Raw genomic sequence first — 19471 nt, forward strand, 5'->3', positions numbered from 1 at the left:
TCTAACTTTCGATCTTGGCGTCAGCCGTCGGCCAACGGTGTGCGACTACTGGGCGATCTGGGTGATCTCGTACGTCACCGGCTGCTGCGCCAGGTGCGGGTGCTCCGCGCCGGCGTAGACCTTGAGCTTCTTGGCCATCTTCCGGCCGAGGGAGTTCTTGGGAAGCATGCCCTTGACGGCCTTCTCGATGGCACGGTCGGGGCGCTTCTCGAGCAGCTCCTTGTAGGACACGGAACGCAGACCGCCCGGGTAGCCGGAGTGGCGGTACGCCTTCTTCTGCTCCAGCTTGTTGCCGGTCAGGGCCACCTTGTCGGCGTTGATGACGATGACGAAGTCACCGGTGTCGACGTGCGGCGCGAAGATCGGCTTGTGCTTACCGCGGAGCAGCGTCGCGACCTGGGTGGCCAGCCGACCCAGCACGACGTCGGTGGCGTCGATGACGTACCACTGACGCTGTACGTCGGTGGACTTAGGGGTGAACGTGCGCACGGTGGTAAGCCTTCTGTCTGGTTGACATCTGTCGGTAGGTCATGGGCGGGCGCACGACAAGGCCCAGACCTTCCGTCTCCACGAGCAGGGAGATGACGCCGGACGCGCCGCGCATCGGTCACGATGGACCAATCGCACACAACGAATCAGCAGACTACCGGTTGTGACAGGCGTGGGTCAAAACGAAGCACCGACGCGGGGACGTCACACCGGATCCGCACCACGAGTGTACTCGGCGAACGGACCAATGCCCCAACGAAAACCGGTCCCCCACGTCTCTTCTTTAACATGAGCCGACCTCTCTATATTGGCAGCGGTATGTGTCAGCCCCCTCGACCCAGGCACTCCCAGCGGATCCCTCGTCGGCGGACCCACGTGGGTCTCTTGGCATGTCTGACGGCGGCCCTGCTCGGGGGGGTGGTGGTCTCGCGGCTCGACACCTCCCAGACCTCCGACGAGATCTACCTGGAGACCGGCACGCCGGCCCCCTCGTCCGACCGGCTCCTCGCCGCTCCCAAGCGCTCGGCCGACCCCGGCAGGCATCCGCCGCTCGGCCACGTGTCGCGCCCGAGCGGGCGTCCGACGAGCGAGGCGCGCCCGAGCGCGACCCCCACGGTCGCCAAGCAGCGCAGCTCCATCGACGGGTCCGGTTCCGAGGTCCCCGCCGGCACGAGCGTGGGCAGGGCGAGCGACGGCCAGGGCGGCGACGCCGCCGAGGGTGACGCCCCTCCCACGGGCGAGCTGGAGGCGACGGCGGTCGACCTCACCAACAGGGAGCGGATGCGCAACGGGTGCGCCCCGCTGCGGGTCGACCCGCGCCTCGCCCGCTCCGCACGCGCCCACAGCCTCGACATGGCCACGCGCAACTATTTCAGCCACACCTCTCCCGGCGGCCTCAGCCCCTGGGACCGCATGGCCCGCGCGGGATATTCCAACAGCGCCGCCGAGAACATCGCCCGCGGCTACGAGTCGGCCGACGAGGCCGTACGCGGCTGGATGGCCAACAGCGGCCACCGCCGCAACATCCTGAACTGCAAGATCACGACCGTCGGCATCGGGGTCGCCTACGGTTTCGGTGACACGTGGTGGACGCAGGACTTCGGCTATTCCTGACCTGTTATGTCGCGGTGCCGGGCTAGTCTCGGCGCATGGGTTACCCCGGGGATCGACAACCACGCCGCCAGCCTTACCGCCCGTACGAAACACCTCAGTCCGCCGGTGACCTCCGGCCCGAGGCGCAGACGCACGAGCAGGCTCCCGAGTCGGCGTGGCCTCCCGTGGAAGAGCGCGACCCCGGCCAGCGGCCATGGTCACGCGCCGGCGACCGGCGCCCGCCGGCCCACGACCCGCTCTTCGGCCCCCGCCCCGACACGGCCGATGCCGGTCACGACCCGCTCTTCGACCCCCGCCCCGGCACACCCGATCCGGCCTACGGCGTGAGCGGCCAGGGTCACGGTGCGGGAGCCCCCCCGTCCGGCGCGGGCCGTACGTTCGGCCAGGACCCCGCCGCCCATGGCGGCGACCGTCCGTTCGAGGCTCGGCAAGCACCGAGGAGCGCGTTCGAGCCCTCTTCGCCCCCCAGCCGCCCGTTCGAGGCGACCTCACCGCAGGGCCGTCCGTTCGAGGCGACCTCACCGCCCAGCCGCGCGTTCGAGGCATCCTCGCCGCAGGGCCGTCCTTTCGAAGCGTCCTCGCCGCAGGGTCGTCCGTTCGAAGCGTCCTCACCGCAGGGCCGTCCGTTCGAGGCGGCGCAGTCGCCGGACCGGGCGTTCGAGGCGTCGCGGGGCAATCCATTCGATGCGGGGCAGCAGCCACAGGGCGGTCCGTTCGACGGGGCGCGGAGCCGGTCCTTCGAGGAGCGGGGAGACGACCGGCCGTCGGAGGCCGAGGCGCCGCCGTCCCGGCCCCCCATGGAGAGGCGCAGGCGCGAACCGGAGGAGCCCACCGGCAGGCGCTCCCGCACCCCCTTGTTCGTCGCGGGCGGTCTCGTGGCACTGATCGTCGCGACGGGCGCGGGCATCGTGATCCTGAGCGGCGGCGAGGAGCCCGTGAGCACGGCCGCCCCCACCAATACGAACCCGCCCGCCGAGGTGCCCCTGGTGGGCAGCCCCGCCGACAAGTACGGCTACACGGCCTCGCGGAAGACCGACCCCCAGCCGCTCACCCTCAAGGAGCTGTTCGGCCACAAGAAGGTCACCGCGCGCGGTCGCTCGTACCTGATGACGGTGCGGCGGGCCGACAAGAAGTGCAAGGACGCCGTGCACGGCACGGGCATGCAGAAGGCGCTGACGGCCGGGCAGTGTACGCAGTTCCTCCGCGCCAGCTTCCGTGACGCCGCCGGCAAGCTCATCGGCACGGTCGGCGTGGGCAATCTCAAGACCGCCGCCTCGGCGAAGAAGGCGGCCAAGGCGGGCACGGGCGGCGAGCTGGAGGACTACGTCACCCCGCTTCCGGGGAAGGACTCGGCGACCAAGCTCCTCGGCAGCGGCGACGACTCCTACGCCACCGCGTGGGCACAGGGCCACTATTTGATCCTGCTCTGGTTCCAGTACAAGGACGGCCACAAGCCGTCCAAGGCGGAGCTGAAGGCCCTCAACCGAGCGGCCGTCGACATCACCGAGGCCAGCGTCTTCTCCGCACTCGACACCCGGGCCCTCACCGGCGGCCGGAGCAACTGACCCCTAAAGCCGCCCATATGCACCTTTAAGCGGGCAAAAGGGTGTCGAGCTAGACCGGGAAACGCCCATAGCGGTATGCCGATCTCCGACTGTGGATACGCTTCCGCATATGCGTGGCCAGGATTCCGGATCCGAGCACGAACGCGAGACCGAGAGCTCGGGGGCTCCGCCGATGCCACCCCCCAGCTTCGGGCAGGCGCACAAACCCGTGCCGCGGACCGAGCAGAGCGTGAGGGACCCCGACTCCACCCAGGAGACGCCGTGGTTCCAAGACGCGTCCACTGACCAGTCACGGCGGTCGGCGCCCTGGGGCGCGGACGCCCAGCCGTGGGACCCCGCGGAGCGTTTCCCCGCCGAGTACGACTGGTTCGGCCGTTCCGACCTGCCCGAGCAGCCGGACGGCCAGCACAGATCACCCTCAGAGCCCCCGCGTCCCGGCCTGTCACCACGGTCGTCGACCACCCCCGGCGACGGCTCCCCCCAAGACACCATCCCAGTCGACCGCTCCCCCCAACACACCATCCCGGCCACCACCCCAGTCGACCGCTCCCCCGAACACACCATCCCGGCCACCACCCCAAGCGACCGCTCTCCCCAACACACCATCCCGGCCGGTACCCTCGGCATCGGCGCGCGCACGAACCCCATCCACCGGCCCGGCCCCGGCGCCCACACGGCCCCCACCGCCGGCGAGCGCGCGAGCTCCCCCCTCGACCCCGGCCCTTCCGCGAACCAGCCCGGCACCCCCGCTCCCGTGGAGGCACAACGCACCGGGCCGGTCATGGACCCGTGGCCCGGGCAGAGCGCCCCCACCGTCTCCGGTCCCCAGTCCTGGCAGTCACCGCCGGCACCCACCCCTCCGGTCGCCCCCCCGTACAGCCCTTCGGCCGACCCCGCGTACGCCCCGTCAACCAACCCTGCGTTCGGACCTGCCACCGACCCCGCGTACGCCCCGTCAACCGACCCTGCGTTCGGACATGCGGCCGAACCGACGTACGCCCCGTCGACCCACCCCTCGTTCGGGCATGCAGCCGACCCCGCGTACGGGCCGTCGGCTGACCCCGCGTTCGGGCCTGCCGGCGAGATGCGTATCTGGGCCGCCCCGGTCGCCCTTCCCTCGGAAGCGCCTCCCGTCGATCCGTTCACCGCCTCCGGCTCGGACCGCTTTGCCGAACCCGGCCACGACCCGTCCACCCCTCCGAGCGCCGATCCGCTCAGCCCTCCGAGCTCGTGGCTTCCCCCGCCCGTAAGCCCTCCCGCGGTCCTAAAGGACGCGCCCCCGTCCCCCCAAAACGCCCCATGGATCCCGGAGCCCCCTCAGGACGCGCCCCTGGCTTCCCAGGGCGCCGTATCCCAGGGCGCCGTATCCGAGGCCACGCCCGCCGAACCCAGACGCACCGCCAACTTCGTGGCACGTGACATTCCAGTCTGGCCGCCCTTTCCAGCTCCGGGGGAACAGGGCCAGACCGCGCCGCAGTCGACCGGCGGACCGCTCCCGGGTGAGGCGACCACCCCTGGCAACCGAATGCCGACCGGGCAACCCGATCTCCCTGTTCAGACCGCCCACACACCCGTACAGACCACAGGCCTCCCCGGACAAACCCCCGGCCCTTCCGGACAGGACACGAACCTCCCCGGACAAACGTCGGCTCTCCCCGCACAGGGCACGGGCCTGTCCGGACAAGCATCGGGTCTCCCCGCACAGGTCGCGGGCCTGTCCGGACAGAGCACAGGTCTCCCCGGGCAGAGCACGAAGCTTTCCGGACAGGGCACAGGGCTCCCCGGGCAGGGCACAGCGGTTTCAGGGCAGGGCACGGGACAGCCCGATCAGCAGGTGAGTGATCTCGGGATGGACCAGCAGGCGAGTGGCCTTGGGATGGAGGCGACCGAGTCTTCTCCCAGTACACCGCCTCCCTCGCCCTCCACGCCTCCGCCGCCCGGGCCCGAGCCCAGGCCGGCTCCACCGATCCCCGCGCCCTCGCCTCCTCCGGTGCCCGGGCCGTCCATACCGGCGCCACGCCCCCCCGCGCCCGCCACCGCCCCGGAGACCCCGCCGTCATCCCCTGGCTCGGACACCCTGCCGTCATCCCCTGATTCAGAGGTCCCGTCGGCGTTCCCCGGTTCAGAGATCCCATCGGCGCCCCCAGGCTCGCAGGCCCGGCCGACGCCCCCTGGCTCGGAGACCTCGTCGGCCCCCCCTGGCTCGACGTCCACCGGCCCGGCGGCCACGACGCCCACTGGCTCGGCGACCACTGGCCCGGCGATCACTGGCTCGACGTCCACGGCGTCCACTGGCTCTGCTACCCCGGCGGTCTCCGCTGGTTCCGATCCATCTGGGCCGACGATCGGCCGCAGGAGCCTGCCTTCGATTTTCCGGTCTCAGGCGGGCCCCCGGCCGAAGGCCGGTTCTCCTCACGCTTCGGCCTCACCGCCGGGCACTCCTCTGCCGCCCGCTCCGGTGACCCTGCCCCCGCTTCCGACCTCTTCCGCCCAAGGCGGTTCCACCTCAGGGGCAGGTTCCTCCGCGACGAACCCGTCGGGGACGAACGTGCCTGGAACCAGCCCGTCTGAGGCGAGTCCGCCGGGGAGTTCGACGGCGGGGAGTTCGACGCCCACCCGGTCCCCGAAGCCCGGACCGGCTCCGGGGACGCCCCTTCCACCCGCGCCTCTCACCAGTGACGCGCTCTCACCCGCACCGGCGCCGGGCACGCACAAGCCACCAGCGTCAGGTACCGGACTGAAGGCCATCTCCGGTACGGGCGTTCAAAGCGGCCCTGGAACCGGTGCTCAGAGCGGCCCCAATGTCCAGTCACCGTCCGGTGCCGGCGCTCGAAGAGGCTCGGGCAGCGGTCTTCAGGCCCTCCCGCCCGCACCGGCTCCCGGGACCCCGCTTCCACCGGCGCCCCGGAGCCTTTCGCCCCTGGGCCCTCCCCCGCTCTCCGGCCTTTCGGGGCCCGGTTCGTCCTCCCTTTCCGGGCCGAATTCCTCGTCCCTTTCCAGGCCGGGCTCCTCCTCGACGGCGCTCGCCAAGCCCGGCGCTTCCAGGCCGAGCGCCTTCAACGCGGAACGTCCGCCGTCGGGGCCCGTGGTCGAGCGCCCGCCGTTCGTCCCCCCGGGGGCCGTTCCTCCCGAGCCGCCCCCCATTCCCAGCACCGCGGAGCCCGCGGGCAGCCCTTGGAAGAAGATCGTGGTGGCCGCCGGGGTGGCGGTGGCCGTGGCCGTCATCGGCACGGCCGCCTTCTTCGGCTACCGGAACTACAACACTGACCCGGCTCCGGTGAGCCTGCCCACACCTCTCCCGTCCGTGGACGCCGAGGTGCCCGAGCCTGCCGACTCGTTCACGGCCGACCCCGCGCCCGTCGCGACGACCGTGCTCAACTCCGAACAGACCGACCCGAAGAAGCTCACGCTCAAGGAGGCGTTCGCGCGCCGGCGCGTGAGCGTGGGAGGTCGTACGTACACGCGCACCAGGGTCAACATCACGGCCCAGTGCGACAAGGTCGCCGTGGGGACGTTCGCCACGGCCCTGAAGCGCCAGAAGTGCAGCCGCGTGCTGAGGGCGACCTACGTCGACAGCAAGCGGCGCTACGCGGTCACGACGGGCATCGCCGTGTTCCCGACCAGGGAAGCGGCCGTCGCGGCGGACAAGAAGAAGAACCTGGCCAAGACCGTGTGGTTCCGCGGCCTCGCGGGCGACACGGGAAGCGGCGCGGACAAGGCCGACATCTCCGGTGGTTACGCGGCCGGGCTCGTCTGGGGCCGGTACATCGTCTTCAGCTTCGCCACCTACAGCGACGGTCACACGCCGAACGGGCAGGAGAAGGACCTCGGGCCGGTGAGCGGCGCCTTCCGCGACTACACCGCCCACGTGATCGAGAAGCGCGTCACCGGCTGACGACGCGGTACGTACCCCTCGCCGGTCATGAGAGACGCGAGCCGTCCACCGGCCGGCGAGGGGACGCGTCAGCCAGGCACCTCAAGGACCGAACGCCGCAGGTCACCCGGGCACGGCGGGGCAATTCGCCGTACCGAATGCCGGGCGCGCTGCGGTCAGTGGCCGAGCGTCCGTACGCGGCGGGTCAGTTGGGCTCGGTGGGTCAGTTCGCCAGGTTCCGGGTAGCGGACCTCTTCCAGGCACAGGCCGTGTGCCGGGGCGACGTTCACCCCGGAGGCCCGTACGGCGTTCTTGAGCACCTCCCCGGGCCACTCGACCGGCTGGTGCCCCTCCCCCACAGGAATCAGGGACCCCACGAGGGCACGCACCATGGAGTGGCAGAACGCGTCCGCGACCACGGTCCCCACGAGCAGATCGGCCTCGCCCCGCGCCCATTCGAGCCGCTGGAGCTCCCTGATGGTCGTCGCGCCGTCCCGTCTCTTGCAGAAGGCGGCGAAGTCATGCTCCCCCAGCAGGCGCGCGGCGGCCGCGTTCATGCGGTCGAGATCGAGCGGACGGGCGTGCCACAGGACTTCTCTCCTGCGCAGAGGGTCGCAGCCGCCGGGGGCGTCACAGACGCGGTAGGCGTAGCGCCGGGAGAGTGCGGAGAAACGGGCGTCGAAGCCCTCAGGGGCCTCTGTGACCGAGTGGACCCGCACATCCGAGGGAAGTACGCCCGCGAGGCGCCGCATGAGCGCAGAGAGGCGCTCAGCCGTGCTCATGGGGTCTCCAGCGCCCGCCCTGCGGCCCTCGACGGCCTTCAGGGCCTCCATGGGCAGGTCGACATGGGCCACCTGGCCGCGCGCGTGCACCCCCGCGTCCGTACGCCCGGCGACCGTCAGCGAGGGAGGGGGGTCGAGGCGCAGAACGCGGCCGAGCGCCGCCTCCAGCTCCCCCTGTACGGTCCGCCGTCCCGGCTGGCGCGCCCAACCTGAGAAGTCCGTGCCGTCGTAGGCCAGATCGAGCCGGAGCCTGCTTGTCGCGGTCTCCGGTCCCATCGTCTCCACCACGCTGGTCCGGCCTCCTCTCGTACCGTTCACAGGGGCCCGGGCTCGCCGCCGGTCCCGCCCGTTCCCATCGTCATCCCCGGCGACGCCTCGGTCAGCCAACGCGAAGGGCCCAGCACACCGGTCGGTGCGCTGGGCCCGTTCACGATCATTCACCGGCCGGGGAGAACCCCCGGCGCTACCGCGGCGAGGATCAGGCCTCGTCCTTCTTGGACTCGGTCTTCTCGTCGGCGGGGGCCTCGTCGGCCGGGGTCTCGACCTTGTCGGCCGGAGCCTCGTCGGTCTCCGTCGCGGTGACGTCGTTCTCCGGGAGCTCGACGACCTCCTCGGCGGGGGCGGCCGACGCGGCGGCGGGCGTCGTGCGGGCCACGCTGACCGCGTTCAGCGGCTCGGCCACCAGCTCGATCAGCGCCATGGGGGCGTTGTCGCCCTTACGCGGGCCGAGCTTGGTGATGCGGGTGTAGCCACCGGGACGCTCGGCGAAGGTCGGAGCGATCTCGGTGAACAGGTGGTGGACGACGCCCTTGTCCTTGACCACGGCCAGGACCTGGCGGCGGTTGTGGATGTCGCCCTTCTTGGCCTTGGTGATCAGGCGCTCGGCCACGGGCCGGAGGCGCTTGGCCTTGGTCTCGGTGGTGCGGATGCGGCCGTGCTGGAACAGCTGGGTGGCGAGGTTCGCCAGGATCAGCCGCTCGTGGGCCGGGCTACCACCAAGACGTGCGCCCTTGGCTGGCTTGGGCATGGTCGTTCTCCTTTGGGATAACCCGCTCCGGCCGTATCAGGTACCGGAGTCGGGCCGGGAGCCTCGGGCGAGGCTCCCGTTGTCAGAAACGCGTGAAGCAGGAGCCGATCAGTACTGCTCGGTCTCCACGTAACGGGCGTCGTCGTCGTCGTAGTCGCCGCCGGCGACGGCCGTCGGGTCGAACCCGGGCGGGGAGTCCTTGAGCGCGAGCGTCATCTCGTGCAGCTTCTGCTTGACCTCTTCGATCGACTTGGCGCCGAAATTCCTTATATCGAGAAGGTCCTGCTCGCTGCGCGCGACCAGCTCGCCCACGGTGTGGATGCCCTCGCGCTTGAGGCAGTTGTAGGAGCGGACCGTGAGGTTCAGCTCCTCGATCGGCAGCGCCAGGTCGGCCGCGAGAGCCGCGTCCGTCGGCGACGGGCCGATGTCGATGCCCTCGGCCTCGACGTTGAGCTCGCGGGCCAGGCCGAACAGCTCGACCAGGGTCTTGCCGGCGGAGGCCACCGCGTCGCGGGGCTTCATCGACGGCTTGGTCTCGACGTCCAGGATCAGACGGTCGAAGTCGGTGCGCTGCTCGACTCGGGTGGCCTCGACCTTGTAGGTCACCTTGAGAACCGGCGAGTAGATCGAGTCGACGGGAACGCGACCGATCTCCTGGCCGGGCTGCTTGTTCTGGGCGGCGGAGACGTAGCCGCGACCGCGCTCGACGGTCAGCTCCATCTCCAGCTTCGCCTTGCCGTTCAGCGTGGCGATGTGCAGGTCGGGGTTGTGCACCTCGACACCCGCGGGCGGCGCGATGTCGGCCGCGGTGACCTCACCCGGGCCCTGCTTGCGCAGGTACATCACGACCGGCTCGTCGTGCTCGGACGAGACGACCAGGGCCTTGAGGTTGAGGATGATGTCGGTGACGTCTTCCTTGACCCCGGGCACGGTCGAGAACTCGTGCAGCACGCCCTCGATGCGGATGCTCGTGACCGCCGCCCCCGGGATGGAGGACAGCAGCGTGCGGCGCAGCGAGTTGCCGATGGTGTAACCGAAGCCCGGCTCCAGCGGCTCGATGACGAACCGGGACCTGGTCTCCTCGATCGACTCCTCGAGGAGGGACGGGCGCTGTGCGATCAGCATTTGGGTTCTCCCCTGGTTCCGCGGGGCCCGCTATTTGACCACCGCGACGATGTACTTCGTGCTCTGCCTGAAGCTGTACGACTTCCGAGGACGCCGTACAGCCCCTTGACAGACTATGCGCGAACTTCTACTTGGAGTAGAGCTCGACGATCAGCTGCTCCTGGACCTGGGTGTCGATCTGCTGACGGACCGGGAGCTGGTGCACGAGGACACGCAGCTTGTCCGGAACGACGCCGAGCCAGGCCGGGACGGTGCGGTCGCCCGTGGTGGCGCGAGCCACCTCGTACGGCATCAGGTTCCGGGACTTCTCACGGACCTCGACGATGTCGTGCTCGCGGACGCGGTAGGACGGGATGTCGACCTTCTTGCCGTTGACCAGGATGTGGCCGTGGCGAACCTGCTGGCGGGCGGCGTCACGCGAGACGGCGAGGCCGGCGCGGAAGACGACGTTGTCCAGACGGCTCTCCAGGATCTGGAGAAGGTTCTCACCGGTCTTACCGGACTTGCGGTTGGCTTCCTCGTAGTAGTTGCGGAACTGCTTTTCGAGGATGCCGTAGATGCGACGGGTCTTCTGCTTCTCGCGAAGCTGGAGCTGGTACTCAGACTCCTTGGGACGGCCGCGGCCGTGCTCACCCGGAGGGTAAGGACGGATCTCGATCGGGCACTTGGGGGACTCACACTTGGCGCCCTTGAGGAAGAGCTTGGTCTTCTCACGGCGGCAGAGCTTGCAGTCCGCTCCGGTGTAACGAGCCATTTCTCTATATCTCCTGGGCCTCAGACGCGGCGGCGCTTGGGCGGACGGCAACCGTTGTGGGGAACCGGGGTGACATCCTGGATGGAACCCACCTCCAGGCCGGTGGCCTGGAGGGACCGGATGGCGGTCTCGCGACCGGAACCGGGGCCCTTCACGAAGACGTCGACCTTGCGCATGCCGTGCTCCATGGCCCGGCGCGCGGCGTTCTCGGCGGCCATCTGCGCCGCGAACGGCGTGGACTTGCGGGAGCCCTTGAACCCGACGTGGCCGGCGCTGGCCCAGGAGATCACGTTCCCGCTCGGGTCGGTGATCGAAACAATCGTGTTGTTGAACGTGCTCTTGATGTGGGCGTGCCCGTGAGCGACGTTCTTCTTTTCCTTGCGGCGCACCTTCTTCGGTGCACCCTGGCGGCTCTTCGGAGGCATGTAGCGCTATCTCCTGAGGTGGTCGGTCCTGCTGCGTGGACGGGGGCGAGGCGTCGGGCCCTTGCCGGGCCCGGCTCGGCGCCCCGTCGCGGACTACTTCTTGCCGGGCTTCTTCTTGCCGGCCACGGTCTTCTTCTTGCCCTTACGGGTGCGCGCGTTGGTCTGCGTACGCTGACCGTGCACGGGAAGACCACGACGGTGTCGGATGCCCTGGTAGCAGCCGATTTCAATCTTGCGACGGATGTCGGCCTGAACCTCGCGACGAAGGTCACCTTCGATCTTGAAGGTGGCCTCGATGTAGTCACGCAGCGGCACCAGCTCGGTGTCGGACAGCTGGTGGACGCGAAGGTCCCCGCTGATCCCCGTGACGCTCAGGACCTCCTGAGCGCGGCTGCGGCCGATTCCGTAGATGTAGGTGAGAGCGATCTCCAGCCGCTTGTCGCGGGGGAGGTCGACGCCAACCAGGCGAGCCATGGTCGGGCATTCTCCTTCGTTATGGCGGAGGTCCTGCGCGTCACTGCCCCTCCCCATGCCCGGGGTGAGGGCCTCGGCCTCCGACCGAGGGTCGCCCGCGTGGTTCGGCGTGAAGCCGCCTTCGCGGGTGTGATGCGCGATTACATTTGTTCCGGGCCCGGCCCGCCTCGCCCACTAGTGGCTCGGCCGCCCAGCCCGGCCGCGATCAGCCCTGGCGCTGCTTGTGGCGCAGGTTGTCGCAGATCACCATGACGCGACCGTGCCGGCGGATCACCTTGCACTTGTCGCAGATCTTCTTGACGCTCGGCTTGACCTTCATAGTCCCTGTCGTTCCTCAGACGGCCCGCCGCCGGATGCCCGGTCGAACAGCCGCACCGTGCGTCGCACGGGCGGCCGGTCTTCCTCGCTGCCGGGAAGGGGGCTTACTTGTATCGGTAGACGATCCGCCCACGACTGAGGTCGTAGGGGCTCAGTTCAACGACAACCCTGTCGTCGGGGAGGATACGGATGTAGTGCATCCGCATCCGTCCGCTGATGTGGGCCAGGACCTTATGGCCGTTGTCGAGTTGCACCCTGAACATCGCGTTCGGGAGCGACTCAACCACAGTGCCCTCGATCTCGATGGCGCCGTCCTTCTTGGCCATGTCCCTCGCGTTTCACTGATCGGTCGTCTGAGGTATCGGCACACTACGCAGCCGCGACCTAGAGCACGTTGAGGATGCGGCGATATCTGGACCGCCGACGCGCAATGGTCATAGTGAACCGACAAAGGAGTGTACGACAACCGGCGAGGAATTGCGAAACGCCTGGCGCTTGTCCGGACACAACCGACCACTAGCGTACCCCAGACCGCCCGCATGGTGGGACGCCCCTCCGTACGCCATCAGGCAAGAGATGTACACGCCTGAGCAGGGAGTTACAGGAGGAATGGGGGACGCGCCCACCCGGCGCTCGGTACCGCCGATACCGGTCCAGGGTGGGCGCGTGCTCATGGGTACGGGGGGATGTGGGGGCTCACGGCGCCCCCTGACCGTTGTCGTCCGATAAAGATCACTTACCCGGCATCGGGCCGGGAAACTGCCATCAGCGGTAAAGGCTACGTTCAATGCCCGTGAATACGACAAGAGCGGGCGCTCCCAGGAAGCGCCCGCTCTCTGACCCCCGGCCGTCGATCCCCCTCACTGGGACCGGACTATCAGTTCAGACGAGGTCGGGTCAGCCGCCGTACCGGTGCCAGCCGCTCCAGTCGTAGTCACTGGTCGAGCCCTCGCCGACCCGGAAGCGGAACCCGTCGACGTCCGGGTCGTTGAAGAAGATCCGCTTCGAGAAGTGGCCGAACGCGCGGTAACGGTCGTACCGGTGCCAGCCGCGGTCGTCGTGGTAGTAGACGTCGAACCAGGCGTACTGCCTGTCGCGGTCACGGTCACTCGACGCCGAGCGTGCATTAGTACGCAGAACGGCTGCTCAGCGCTTCTTCCCGTCGTTCTTCGATCCCGTGCCGAAGATCATGCTGACGAGCATGATGGCCCCCCACGGGCCCGCGACCCACATCGGCCAGAAATATCCGCCGAAGTCGGTGAGGGCCCAGATGACCGAGGTCACGGCCACCGCGGAGGCCCAGGCCCCCCAGGCCGCACGGAGATCCTTCTCGGCCTTGCTCTCGGGACGCTCGGCCGACGGCTGGGCCGTGGCCGGCAGCGCGCGCAGGTCGATGTCGGGCAGATCCGCGGTCAGCTTCTGCAGGTCGCCGAAGGTCCTGCCCGCGTAGACCAGTTCCAGGCGCTCGTTGAACTCGTCCATCGTGAGCCGGCCCTCGGCACAGTGCTCACGAAGGGCGGCCGCGACCCTGTCCCTGTCGCCGTCGGACGCCCTCATATCCGGTGTCGCCGCCATCGTCCTCAACTCCCGTGCAGAGGTCCGCCGTGGGAGGCCGCCCCGCTAACGGTCAAGGGAGCTCATCGCTCCGCCTTGCCGTCGGTGACGACTTCCCCTCCCAGCAGTTCGCTAAGCCGTGCTTTACCCCCGTCGATGGCGGTAAGCACCCAAGGACCATTATCAGTCACCGCGACGCTGTGCTCGAAGTGCGCGGACGCCTTTCCGTCGATGGTCACGACGGTCCAGTCGTCGGCCAGCACCCTGGTGCGGTCCGTGCCGAGGTTGACCATCGGCTCCACGGCGAAGCACATGCCCGGCTCGAAGCGCGGGCCCCTGCCCGGCTTGCCATGGTTCGCCACCCACGGGTCCATGTGCATCTCGGTGCCGATGCCGTGCCCGCCGTACTCCTGAGGAATGCCGTAACGGCCCTGAGAGCGCACGTAGCGCTCAACCTGGTGGCCGATGTCGGAGAGGTGCCCGCCGACCCTGAGGGCGGCGATACCGCGCCACATGGCCTCCTCGGTCACCCGCATCAGCTCGGTCAGCTTCGGGTCGACCTCGCCGACGCCCATCGTGATCGCCGAGTCGCCGTGCCAGCCGTCGAGGATCGCGCCACAGTCGATCGAGATGACGTCGCCCTCGGCGAGCGGCCGGCGGTCACTCGGAATCCCGTGGACCACCTCTTCGTTCACGGAGGCGCAGATGGTCGCGGGGAAGCCCTGGTAGCCCTTGAACGACGGGATGGCGCCCTCGTCGCGGATGGCCTTCTCGGCGATCGCGTCCAGGTCGAGCGGCGTCATCCCCGGGCGCACGGAGTTCCGCAGCAATTCGAGCGTGCGCCCGACCACGAGGCCGGCCGCCCGCATCTTCTCCACCTGCGCAGGCGTCTTGATCTGAATCCCGTGCTTGTTCTTCTTGAACACTTACTGGCACCCCCTGGGGTGAAATAACGGACGACGCGGCATCCCAATTCCCCCGATTGTCCCCCAACAAGCCGAACGCCACCCCTGGGAAACGACCCCAGAAGTGGCGTTTGGCGTTGAAATATGTCAGTCGACGAAGCGGCGCAGTTCCGCCATCGCCCGTTGCGTGATCTCCTCGACCGGTCCGGTGGCGTCCACTCCCTGGAGGATCCCCTCATCCGCGTAGAACGAGATCAGCGGAGAGGTCTGCTCCTGGTAGACCTCCAGTCGGTGCCGGATGGTGTCTTCCCGGTCGTCGTCCCGCTGGAACAGCTCACCACCGCAGGCGTCGCAGACGCCCTCCTTGGAGGACGGGTCGAACACCACGTGCCACACCTTGCCGCAGGAACGGCAGGTGCGGCGCCCGGCGAGGCGACGCACGACCTCCTCGTCGTCGACGACGAGTTCGAGCACGGCGTCGAGAGAGGTGCCGAACTCGGCCAGCATCTTGTTGAGGATCTGAGCCTGTGGCACGTTGCGCGGGAAGCCGTCGAGCAGGAAACCCTCCTGCGCGTCGGCCTCCCCGAGGCGATCGCGGACCATGGCGACGGTCACCTCGTCGGGGACGAGGTCGCCACGGTCCATGTACTCCTTGGCAAGCTTGCCGAGTTCCGTGCCGCCCGACACGTTGGCACGGAAAATGTCACCTGTCGAGATCTTCGGGATGGACAGGTTCGATGCGATGAACTGGGCCTGTGTCCCCTTGCCCGCTCCGGGGGGCCCGACCAGGACGACGCGCACTACTTGAGGAAGCCCTCGTAGTTCCGCTGCTGCAGCTGGCTCTCGATCTGCTTCACGGTGTCCAGCCCAACACCAACCATGATCAGAATGCTCGTGCCTCCGAACGGGAAGTTCTGGCTCGCTCCTGCCACCGCCAGCGCGATGATCGGCACCATGGAGATCAGGCCCAGATACAGCGAACCGGGGGCGGTCAACCGTGTGAGCACGTAGTTGAGATACTCAGCGGTCGGCCGTCCCGGGCGGATGCCCGGGATGAATCCACCGTACTTCTTCATGTTGTCGGCGACTTCAACGGGGTTGAAGGTGATGGACACGTAGAAGTAAGTGAAGAAGATGATCAGCACGAAGAACGTGGCCATGTAGACCGGGTGGTCGCCTCGGACGAAGTTCTGCGCCAGCCACTGGACGACCGCGCCGGGGTTCTCCTTGTTGCCGAACAGCGACACAACGAGCTGCGGGAGGTAGAGCAGCGAAGAGGCGAAGATGACCGGGATGATGCCCGCCTGGTTCACCTTCAACGGGATGTAGGTCGAGGTCCCGCCATACATCCGGCGGCCCACCATGCGTTTGGCGTACTGCACCGGGATGCGGCGCTGCGCCTGCTCGACGAACACCACGGCAGCGATCATGAACACACCGACCACCATCACCACGACGAAGGTGAAGGCGTTCTGGCGGAAGATGTTCAGGAGCTCGGACGGGAAGACCGCGATCACCTGGGTGAAGATGAGGATCGACATGCCGTTGCCGACACCGCGGTCGGTGACGAGCTCGCCGAGCCACATGATCACGGAGGTGCCGGCCGTCATCACGACCACCATCGTCACGATGGTGAAGGCGTCGTTGTTGATGAGGAGCGGCTGGCGGCAGTTGGGGAACAGCTGCCCGGTGCGCGCGAGCGCCACGAACGCGGTCGACTGCAGGATCGCGAGGCCGATGGTCAGGTAACGCGTGTACTGCGTGATCTTCGCATTTCCGGCCTGGCCTTCCTTCTTGAGGGCCTCAAGTCGGGGGATGACCACAGTGAGCAGCTGGAGGATGATGCTGGACGTGATGTACGGCATGATGCCGAGCGCGAAGACTGAAAGTTTCAGTAGCGCGCCGCCACTGAACAGTTGCACCATGCCATAGATGTTGGCGGCGTCGCTCGACTGCGCCTCTTTCAAACACTGCTGGACATTGATCGTGTTCACACCGGGGGTCGGCAGCACCGAGCCCAGCCGGAACAGAACGATGATGCCCAACGTGAAGAGCAACTTGTTGCGCAGGTCGGGCGTACGGAACGCCCGGGTAATCGCGGTCAGCACGGCCCCTCCTGCGCGCCTGAAAGGCGGTATCGGTCAGCGAAGGTCTGGGAGTGATCCATCGGCACATCTCTGGTCAACGAGCCCTGGACAGCCTTCTGTCCAGCGCACTCTAACGCACTACGGGCGCGGTGGCTCTCTGTGAGCCCCCGCGCCTCGTATTGCCTGCCTACAGCTCGGTGACGGCGCCACCGGCCGCAGCGATCTTCTCCTTCGCGGAGGCGGAGAAAGCGTGCGCCTGCACGTTCAACGCCACCGAGATGTCACCGGTTCCCAGAATCTTGACCGGCTGGTTCTTGCGGACCGCACCCCGCTCGACCAGCGTCTCCACGCTGACGTCTCCGCCATCGGGGAACAGCTCGCCGAGCCTGTCCAGGTTGACGACCTGATAGGTCGTCTTGAACATGGCGTTCGAGAAGCCCTTCCGCTTCGGCAGCCGCCGCTGGAGCGGAACCTGGCCACCCTCGAAGCCGAGAGGAACACTCGTACGGGACTTGGTGCCCTTGGTGCCACGACCGGACGTCTTGCCCTTGGACGCCTCGCCACGGCCCTTGCGGACCTTGGACTTGTTGGCGCCGGGAGCCGGACGCAGGTGGTGGATGCGCAGCGGCGTACCGCCGCCGTTGTTCTCAGCGTTAGCCATGACTAGTCGACCTCTTCCACCTCGACGAGGTGCGTCACCACGGCGACCATCCCCCGGATCTCCGGGCGGTCCTCCTTGACGACGACGTCGCCGATTCGCTTCAGGCCCAGCGAGCGCAGCGAGTCACGCTGGTTCTGCTTGCCACCGATCTTCGATCGGGTCTGGGTGATCTTGAGACGAGCCATCGGCTAGCTCACCGCCTTCGCCGCCGCGGCGGCCTCGGCGATGCCTTCGGCACGGGCCTTGAGCATGCGCACAGGGGCGACGTGCTCGATCGGCAGTCCACGGCGCGCGGCGATCTCCTCGGGCCGGCTGAGGCCCTTCAGGGCCGCCACGGTGGCGTGGACGATGTTGATCGGGTTGTCCGAGCCGAGCGACTTGGACAGCACGTCGTGGATCCCGGCGCACTCCAGGACGGCGCGCACAGGACCACCCGCGATGACACCGGTACCGGGCGAGGCCGGACGCAGGAGAACGACGCCGGCGGCGTCCTCACCCTGCACGGTGTGAGGGATGGTGCCCTGGATGCGCGGCACCTTGAAGAAGTGCTTCTTGGCCTCCTCGACACCCTTGGCGATCGCCGCGGGCACCTCCTTGGCCTTGCCGTATCCGACACCGACCAGGCCGTTGCCGTCACCGACGACAACCAGGGCGGTGAAGCTGAAGCGACGACCACCCTTGACGACCTTGGCCACTCGATTGATCTTCACGACGCGCTCGATGTACGAGACGCCCTTCTCGGCAGCGCCGCCGCGGCGATCGTCGCGACGGTCACGCCGCTCACCACCGCCGCCGGCACCGCGACGCGGAGCTGCAGCCATCAGTGGTTCCTCTCCTCGTTGCTCTTGATTGCGATCCTGGCTGGAGACATCAGAACTCCAGCCCGCCTTCTCGGGCGCTGTCCGCGAGGGCCGCGATGCGGCCCGCGTAGCGGTTGCCACCGCGGTCGAGAACGACAGCGGTGATCCCGGCGGCCTTGGCCCGCTGAGCGAGGAGCTCGCCGACCTTCTTAGCCTTGTCCGTCTTGGTGCCCTCACCGGTACGGAGAGAGGCGTCCAGCGTGGACGCGCTCACCAGCGTGTGACCGGCGGTGTCGTCCACGATCTGCACGAACAGGTGACGCGCGGAGCGGTTGACGACGAGACGCGGGCGGGCCGGCGAGCCGACGACCTTCTTGCGGACGCGGCGGTGACGGCGCGAGCGCGAGAGAGCGCGCGCGGCCGTGTGCTTGGCAACCTTGGTGAAGGCCATGACTACTTACCAGCCTTTCCGACCTTGCGGCGGATGACTTCGCCCTGGTACCGCACACCCTTGCCCTTGTAAGGGTCAGGCTTGCGCAGCTTGCGAATGTTCGCGGCGACCTCGCCGACCTTCTGCTTGTCGATGCCGTCCACGTGGAACAGGGTCGGCCGGTCGACGCGGAAGGTGACGCCCTCGGGGGCGTCGACGACCACAGAGTGGCTGAAGCCCAGCGAGAACTCCAGCTGCGTCGGGCCCTTGGCCTGGACGCGGTAACCCACGCCGACGATCTCCAGCGTCTTGCTGTATCCCTTGGTCACGCCGTCGACCATGTTGGCGATCAGCGTGCGGGACAGCCCGTGCAGCGCACGGACCTTGTTCTCGTCGTTGGGACGTGAGACGGCGATGGTGCCGTCGTCCCCCCGAGCCACATCGATCGGCTCGGCGACCGTGTGTGAAAGCGTGCCCTTGGGGCCCTTGACCGTGACATCCCGGCCGTCGATGGTGATGTCAACACCATTCGGTACGGGGATGGGCAGCCGTCCAATTCGCGACATGCTGAAATTCCTCCCCTCGTTACCAAACGTAGGCGAGGACTTCCCCGCCCACACCACGCTTGCCGGCCTGCCTGTCGGTCATGAGGCCACCGGACGTCGAGATGATCGCGACGCCCAGGCCGCCCAGGACCCTAGGCAGGTTGTCCTTCTTTGCATAGACCCGCAGACCGGGCTTGGAAACCCGGCGCAGGCCCGCGATAGACCGTTCACGCGTAGGCCCGAACTTGAGCTCCACCACGAGGTTCTTCCCGACCTTGGCGTCTTCGACGGCCCAGGCCTGGATGTAACCCTCCTGCTGGAGGATCTCGGCGATGTGCGCCTTGATCTTCGAGTACGGCATGGCCACGGTGTCGTGGTACGCCGAGTTCGCGTTACGCAGACGTGTCAACATGTCTGCGATCGGGTCGGTCATCGTCATGGCCGGTGGCCCTCCTCACCGCGGTTTCCCTGTGACGGGACCTACGGTGTGGTCGTGGGCGCTTGAAGCAGCGCCCGGTTGATATGACTTATATGTACAGCTGG

The 19471-nt window shown here is 68.2% G+C and carries 22 protein-coding genes; 3 read left to right on the plus strand and 19 right to left on the minus strand.

The genetic code is table 11. The features are described 5' to 3' along the window. Nucleotides 1–45 precede the first annotated feature (45 nt). Nucleotides 46–489: a 50S ribosomal protein L13 gene (rplM, locus tag AB0B89_RS02300; protein WP_358546891.1), complete on the minus strand. Its 444-nt coding sequence runs from the start codon at nt 487–489 to the stop codon at nt 46–48. A gap of 384 nt (nt 490–873) precedes the next feature. Here rplM and AB0B89_RS02305 point away from each other — a divergent pair, with 384 nt between their 5' ends. From AB0B89_RS02305 to AB0B89_RS02315, 3 genes are all read left to right on the plus strand, one after another. Continuing rightward, entirely contained in the window at nt 874–1602 is a 729-nt protein-coding gene (locus AB0B89_RS02305; protein ID WP_358546893.1) for a CAP domain-containing protein, read from the plus strand. Nucleotides 1603–1766: 164 nt separating this feature from the next. Further along, the gene (locus AB0B89_RS02310) at nt 1767–3167 is read left to right on the plus strand and encodes a hypothetical protein (protein ID WP_358546896.1); all 1401 of its coding nucleotides are present in this window, start codon (nt 1767–1769) and stop codon (nt 3165–3167) included. A 3085-nt stretch (nt 3168–6252) separates the two neighbouring features. After that, nucleotides 6253–7062: a hypothetical protein gene (locus AB0B89_RS02315; protein ID WP_358546899.1), complete on the plus strand. Its 810-nt coding sequence runs from the start codon at nt 6253–6255 to the stop codon at nt 7060–7062. A gap of 155 nt (nt 7063–7217) precedes the next feature. Here AB0B89_RS02315 and truA read toward each other — a convergent pair whose 3' ends face one another. The 18 genes from truA to rpsH form a co-directional block, all read right to left on the minus strand. Further along, nucleotides 7218–8099: a tRNA pseudouridine(38-40) synthase TruA gene (gene truA / locus AB0B89_RS02320; protein WP_358546970.1), complete on the minus strand. Its 882-nt coding sequence runs from the start codon at nt 8097–8099 to the stop codon at nt 7218–7220. A gap of 202 nt (nt 8100–8301) precedes the next feature. Beyond that, on the minus strand, nt 8302–8850 hold the full coding sequence (gene rplQ / locus AB0B89_RS02325; protein ID WP_358546902.1) for a 50S ribosomal protein L17: 549 nt from the start codon (nt 8848–8850) through the stop codon (nt 8302–8304). Between the two features lie 108 nt (nt 8851–8958). Continuing rightward, nucleotides 8959–9975, minus strand: a complete 1017-nt coding sequence (locus AB0B89_RS02330; RefSeq protein ID WP_114032755.1) for a DNA-directed RNA polymerase subunit alpha — start codon at nt 9973–9975, stop codon at nt 8959–8961. 127 nt (nt 9976–10102) lie between these two features. Further along, nucleotides 10103–10729 carry a 30S ribosomal protein S4 gene (rpsD, locus tag AB0B89_RS02335; protein ID WP_358546905.1) on the minus strand — a complete coding sequence of 209 codons (627 nt, stop codon included), beginning with the start codon at nt 10727–10729 and terminating at the stop codon, nt 10103–10105. A 20-nt stretch (nt 10730–10749) separates the two neighbouring features. Further along, complete coding sequence (gene rpsK, locus AB0B89_RS02340; RefSeq protein ID WP_012887860.1) at nt 10750–11154, minus strand: 30S ribosomal protein S11; 405 nt, start codon at nt 11152–11154, stop codon at nt 10750–10752. Between the two features lie 93 nt (nt 11155–11247). Next, complete coding sequence (gene rpsM, locus AB0B89_RS02345) at nt 11248–11628, minus strand: 30S ribosomal protein S13 (RefSeq protein ID WP_262849274.1); 381 nt, start codon at nt 11626–11628, stop codon at nt 11248–11250. 205 nt (nt 11629–11833) lie between these two features. Next, on the minus strand, nt 11834–11947 hold the full coding sequence (rpmJ, locus tag AB0B89_RS02350) for a 50S ribosomal protein L36 (RefSeq protein ID WP_003956441.1): 114 nt from the start codon (nt 11945–11947) through the stop codon (nt 11834–11836). 103 nt (nt 11948–12050) lie between these two features. After that, nucleotides 12051–12272 carry a translation initiation factor IF-1 gene (infA, locus tag AB0B89_RS02355; RefSeq protein WP_012887858.1) on the minus strand — a complete coding sequence of 74 codons (222 nt, stop codon included), beginning with the start codon at nt 12270–12272 and terminating at the stop codon, nt 12051–12053. Between the two features lie 820 nt (nt 12273–13092). After that, the gene (locus AB0B89_RS02360) at nt 13093–13521 is read right to left on the minus strand and encodes a DUF1707 domain-containing protein (RefSeq protein ID WP_358546909.1); all 429 of its coding nucleotides are present in this window, start codon (nt 13519–13521) and stop codon (nt 13093–13095) included. 62 nt (nt 13522–13583) lie between these two features. After that, nucleotides 13584–14426, minus strand: a complete 843-nt coding sequence (gene map, locus AB0B89_RS02365; RefSeq protein ID WP_358546912.1) for a type I methionyl aminopeptidase — start codon at nt 14424–14426, stop codon at nt 13584–13586. A gap of 126 nt (nt 14427–14552) precedes the next feature. Continuing rightward, the gene (locus AB0B89_RS02370; protein WP_358546915.1) at nt 14553–15206 is read right to left on the minus strand and encodes an adenylate kinase; all 654 of its coding nucleotides are present in this window, start codon (nt 15204–15206) and stop codon (nt 14553–14555) included. Further along, entirely contained in the window at nt 15206–16513 is a 1308-nt protein-coding gene (gene secY, locus AB0B89_RS02375) for a preprotein translocase subunit SecY (RefSeq protein WP_358546918.1), read from the minus strand. Before secY ends, AB0B89_RS02370 begins: the two co-directional genes overlap by 1 nt. A gap of 166 nt (nt 16514–16679) precedes the next feature. Continuing rightward, nucleotides 16680–17153 carry a 50S ribosomal protein L15 gene (gene rplO, locus AB0B89_RS02380; protein WP_358546921.1) on the minus strand — a complete coding sequence of 158 codons (474 nt, stop codon included), beginning with the start codon at nt 17151–17153 and terminating at the stop codon, nt 16680–16682. 2 nt (nt 17154–17155) lie between these two features. After that, nucleotides 17156–17338: a 50S ribosomal protein L30 gene (gene rpmD / locus AB0B89_RS02385; protein WP_030451484.1), complete on the minus strand. Its 183-nt coding sequence runs from the start codon at nt 17336–17338 to the stop codon at nt 17156–17158. 3 nt (nt 17339–17341) lie between these two features. Further along, nucleotides 17342–17974 (minus strand): 30S ribosomal protein S5, encoded by a 633-nt coding sequence (rpsE, locus tag AB0B89_RS02390; RefSeq protein ID WP_114032746.1) that lies wholly within the window; start codon nt 17972–17974, stop codon nt 17342–17344. Between the two features lie 49 nt (nt 17975–18023). Then, entirely contained in the window at nt 18024–18404 is a 381-nt protein-coding gene (gene rplR / locus AB0B89_RS02395; protein ID WP_358546924.1) for a 50S ribosomal protein L18, read from the minus strand. 2 nt (nt 18405–18406) lie between these two features. Beyond that, the gene (gene rplF / locus AB0B89_RS02400) at nt 18407–18949 is read right to left on the minus strand and encodes a 50S ribosomal protein L6 (RefSeq protein WP_358546926.1); all 543 of its coding nucleotides are present in this window, start codon (nt 18947–18949) and stop codon (nt 18407–18409) included. A 19-nt stretch (nt 18950–18968) separates the two neighbouring features. After that, the gene (gene rpsH, locus AB0B89_RS02405; RefSeq protein ID WP_262849247.1) at nt 18969–19367 is read right to left on the minus strand and encodes a 30S ribosomal protein S8; all 399 of its coding nucleotides are present in this window, start codon (nt 19365–19367) and stop codon (nt 18969–18971) included. Between the last annotated feature and the right edge of the window lie 104 nt (nt 19368–19471).

The organism is Sphaerisporangium sp. NPDC049002, assembly GCF_040649355.1.
GTDB lineage: Bacteria > Actinomycetota > Actinomycetes > Streptosporangiales > Streptosporangiaceae > Sphaerisporangium.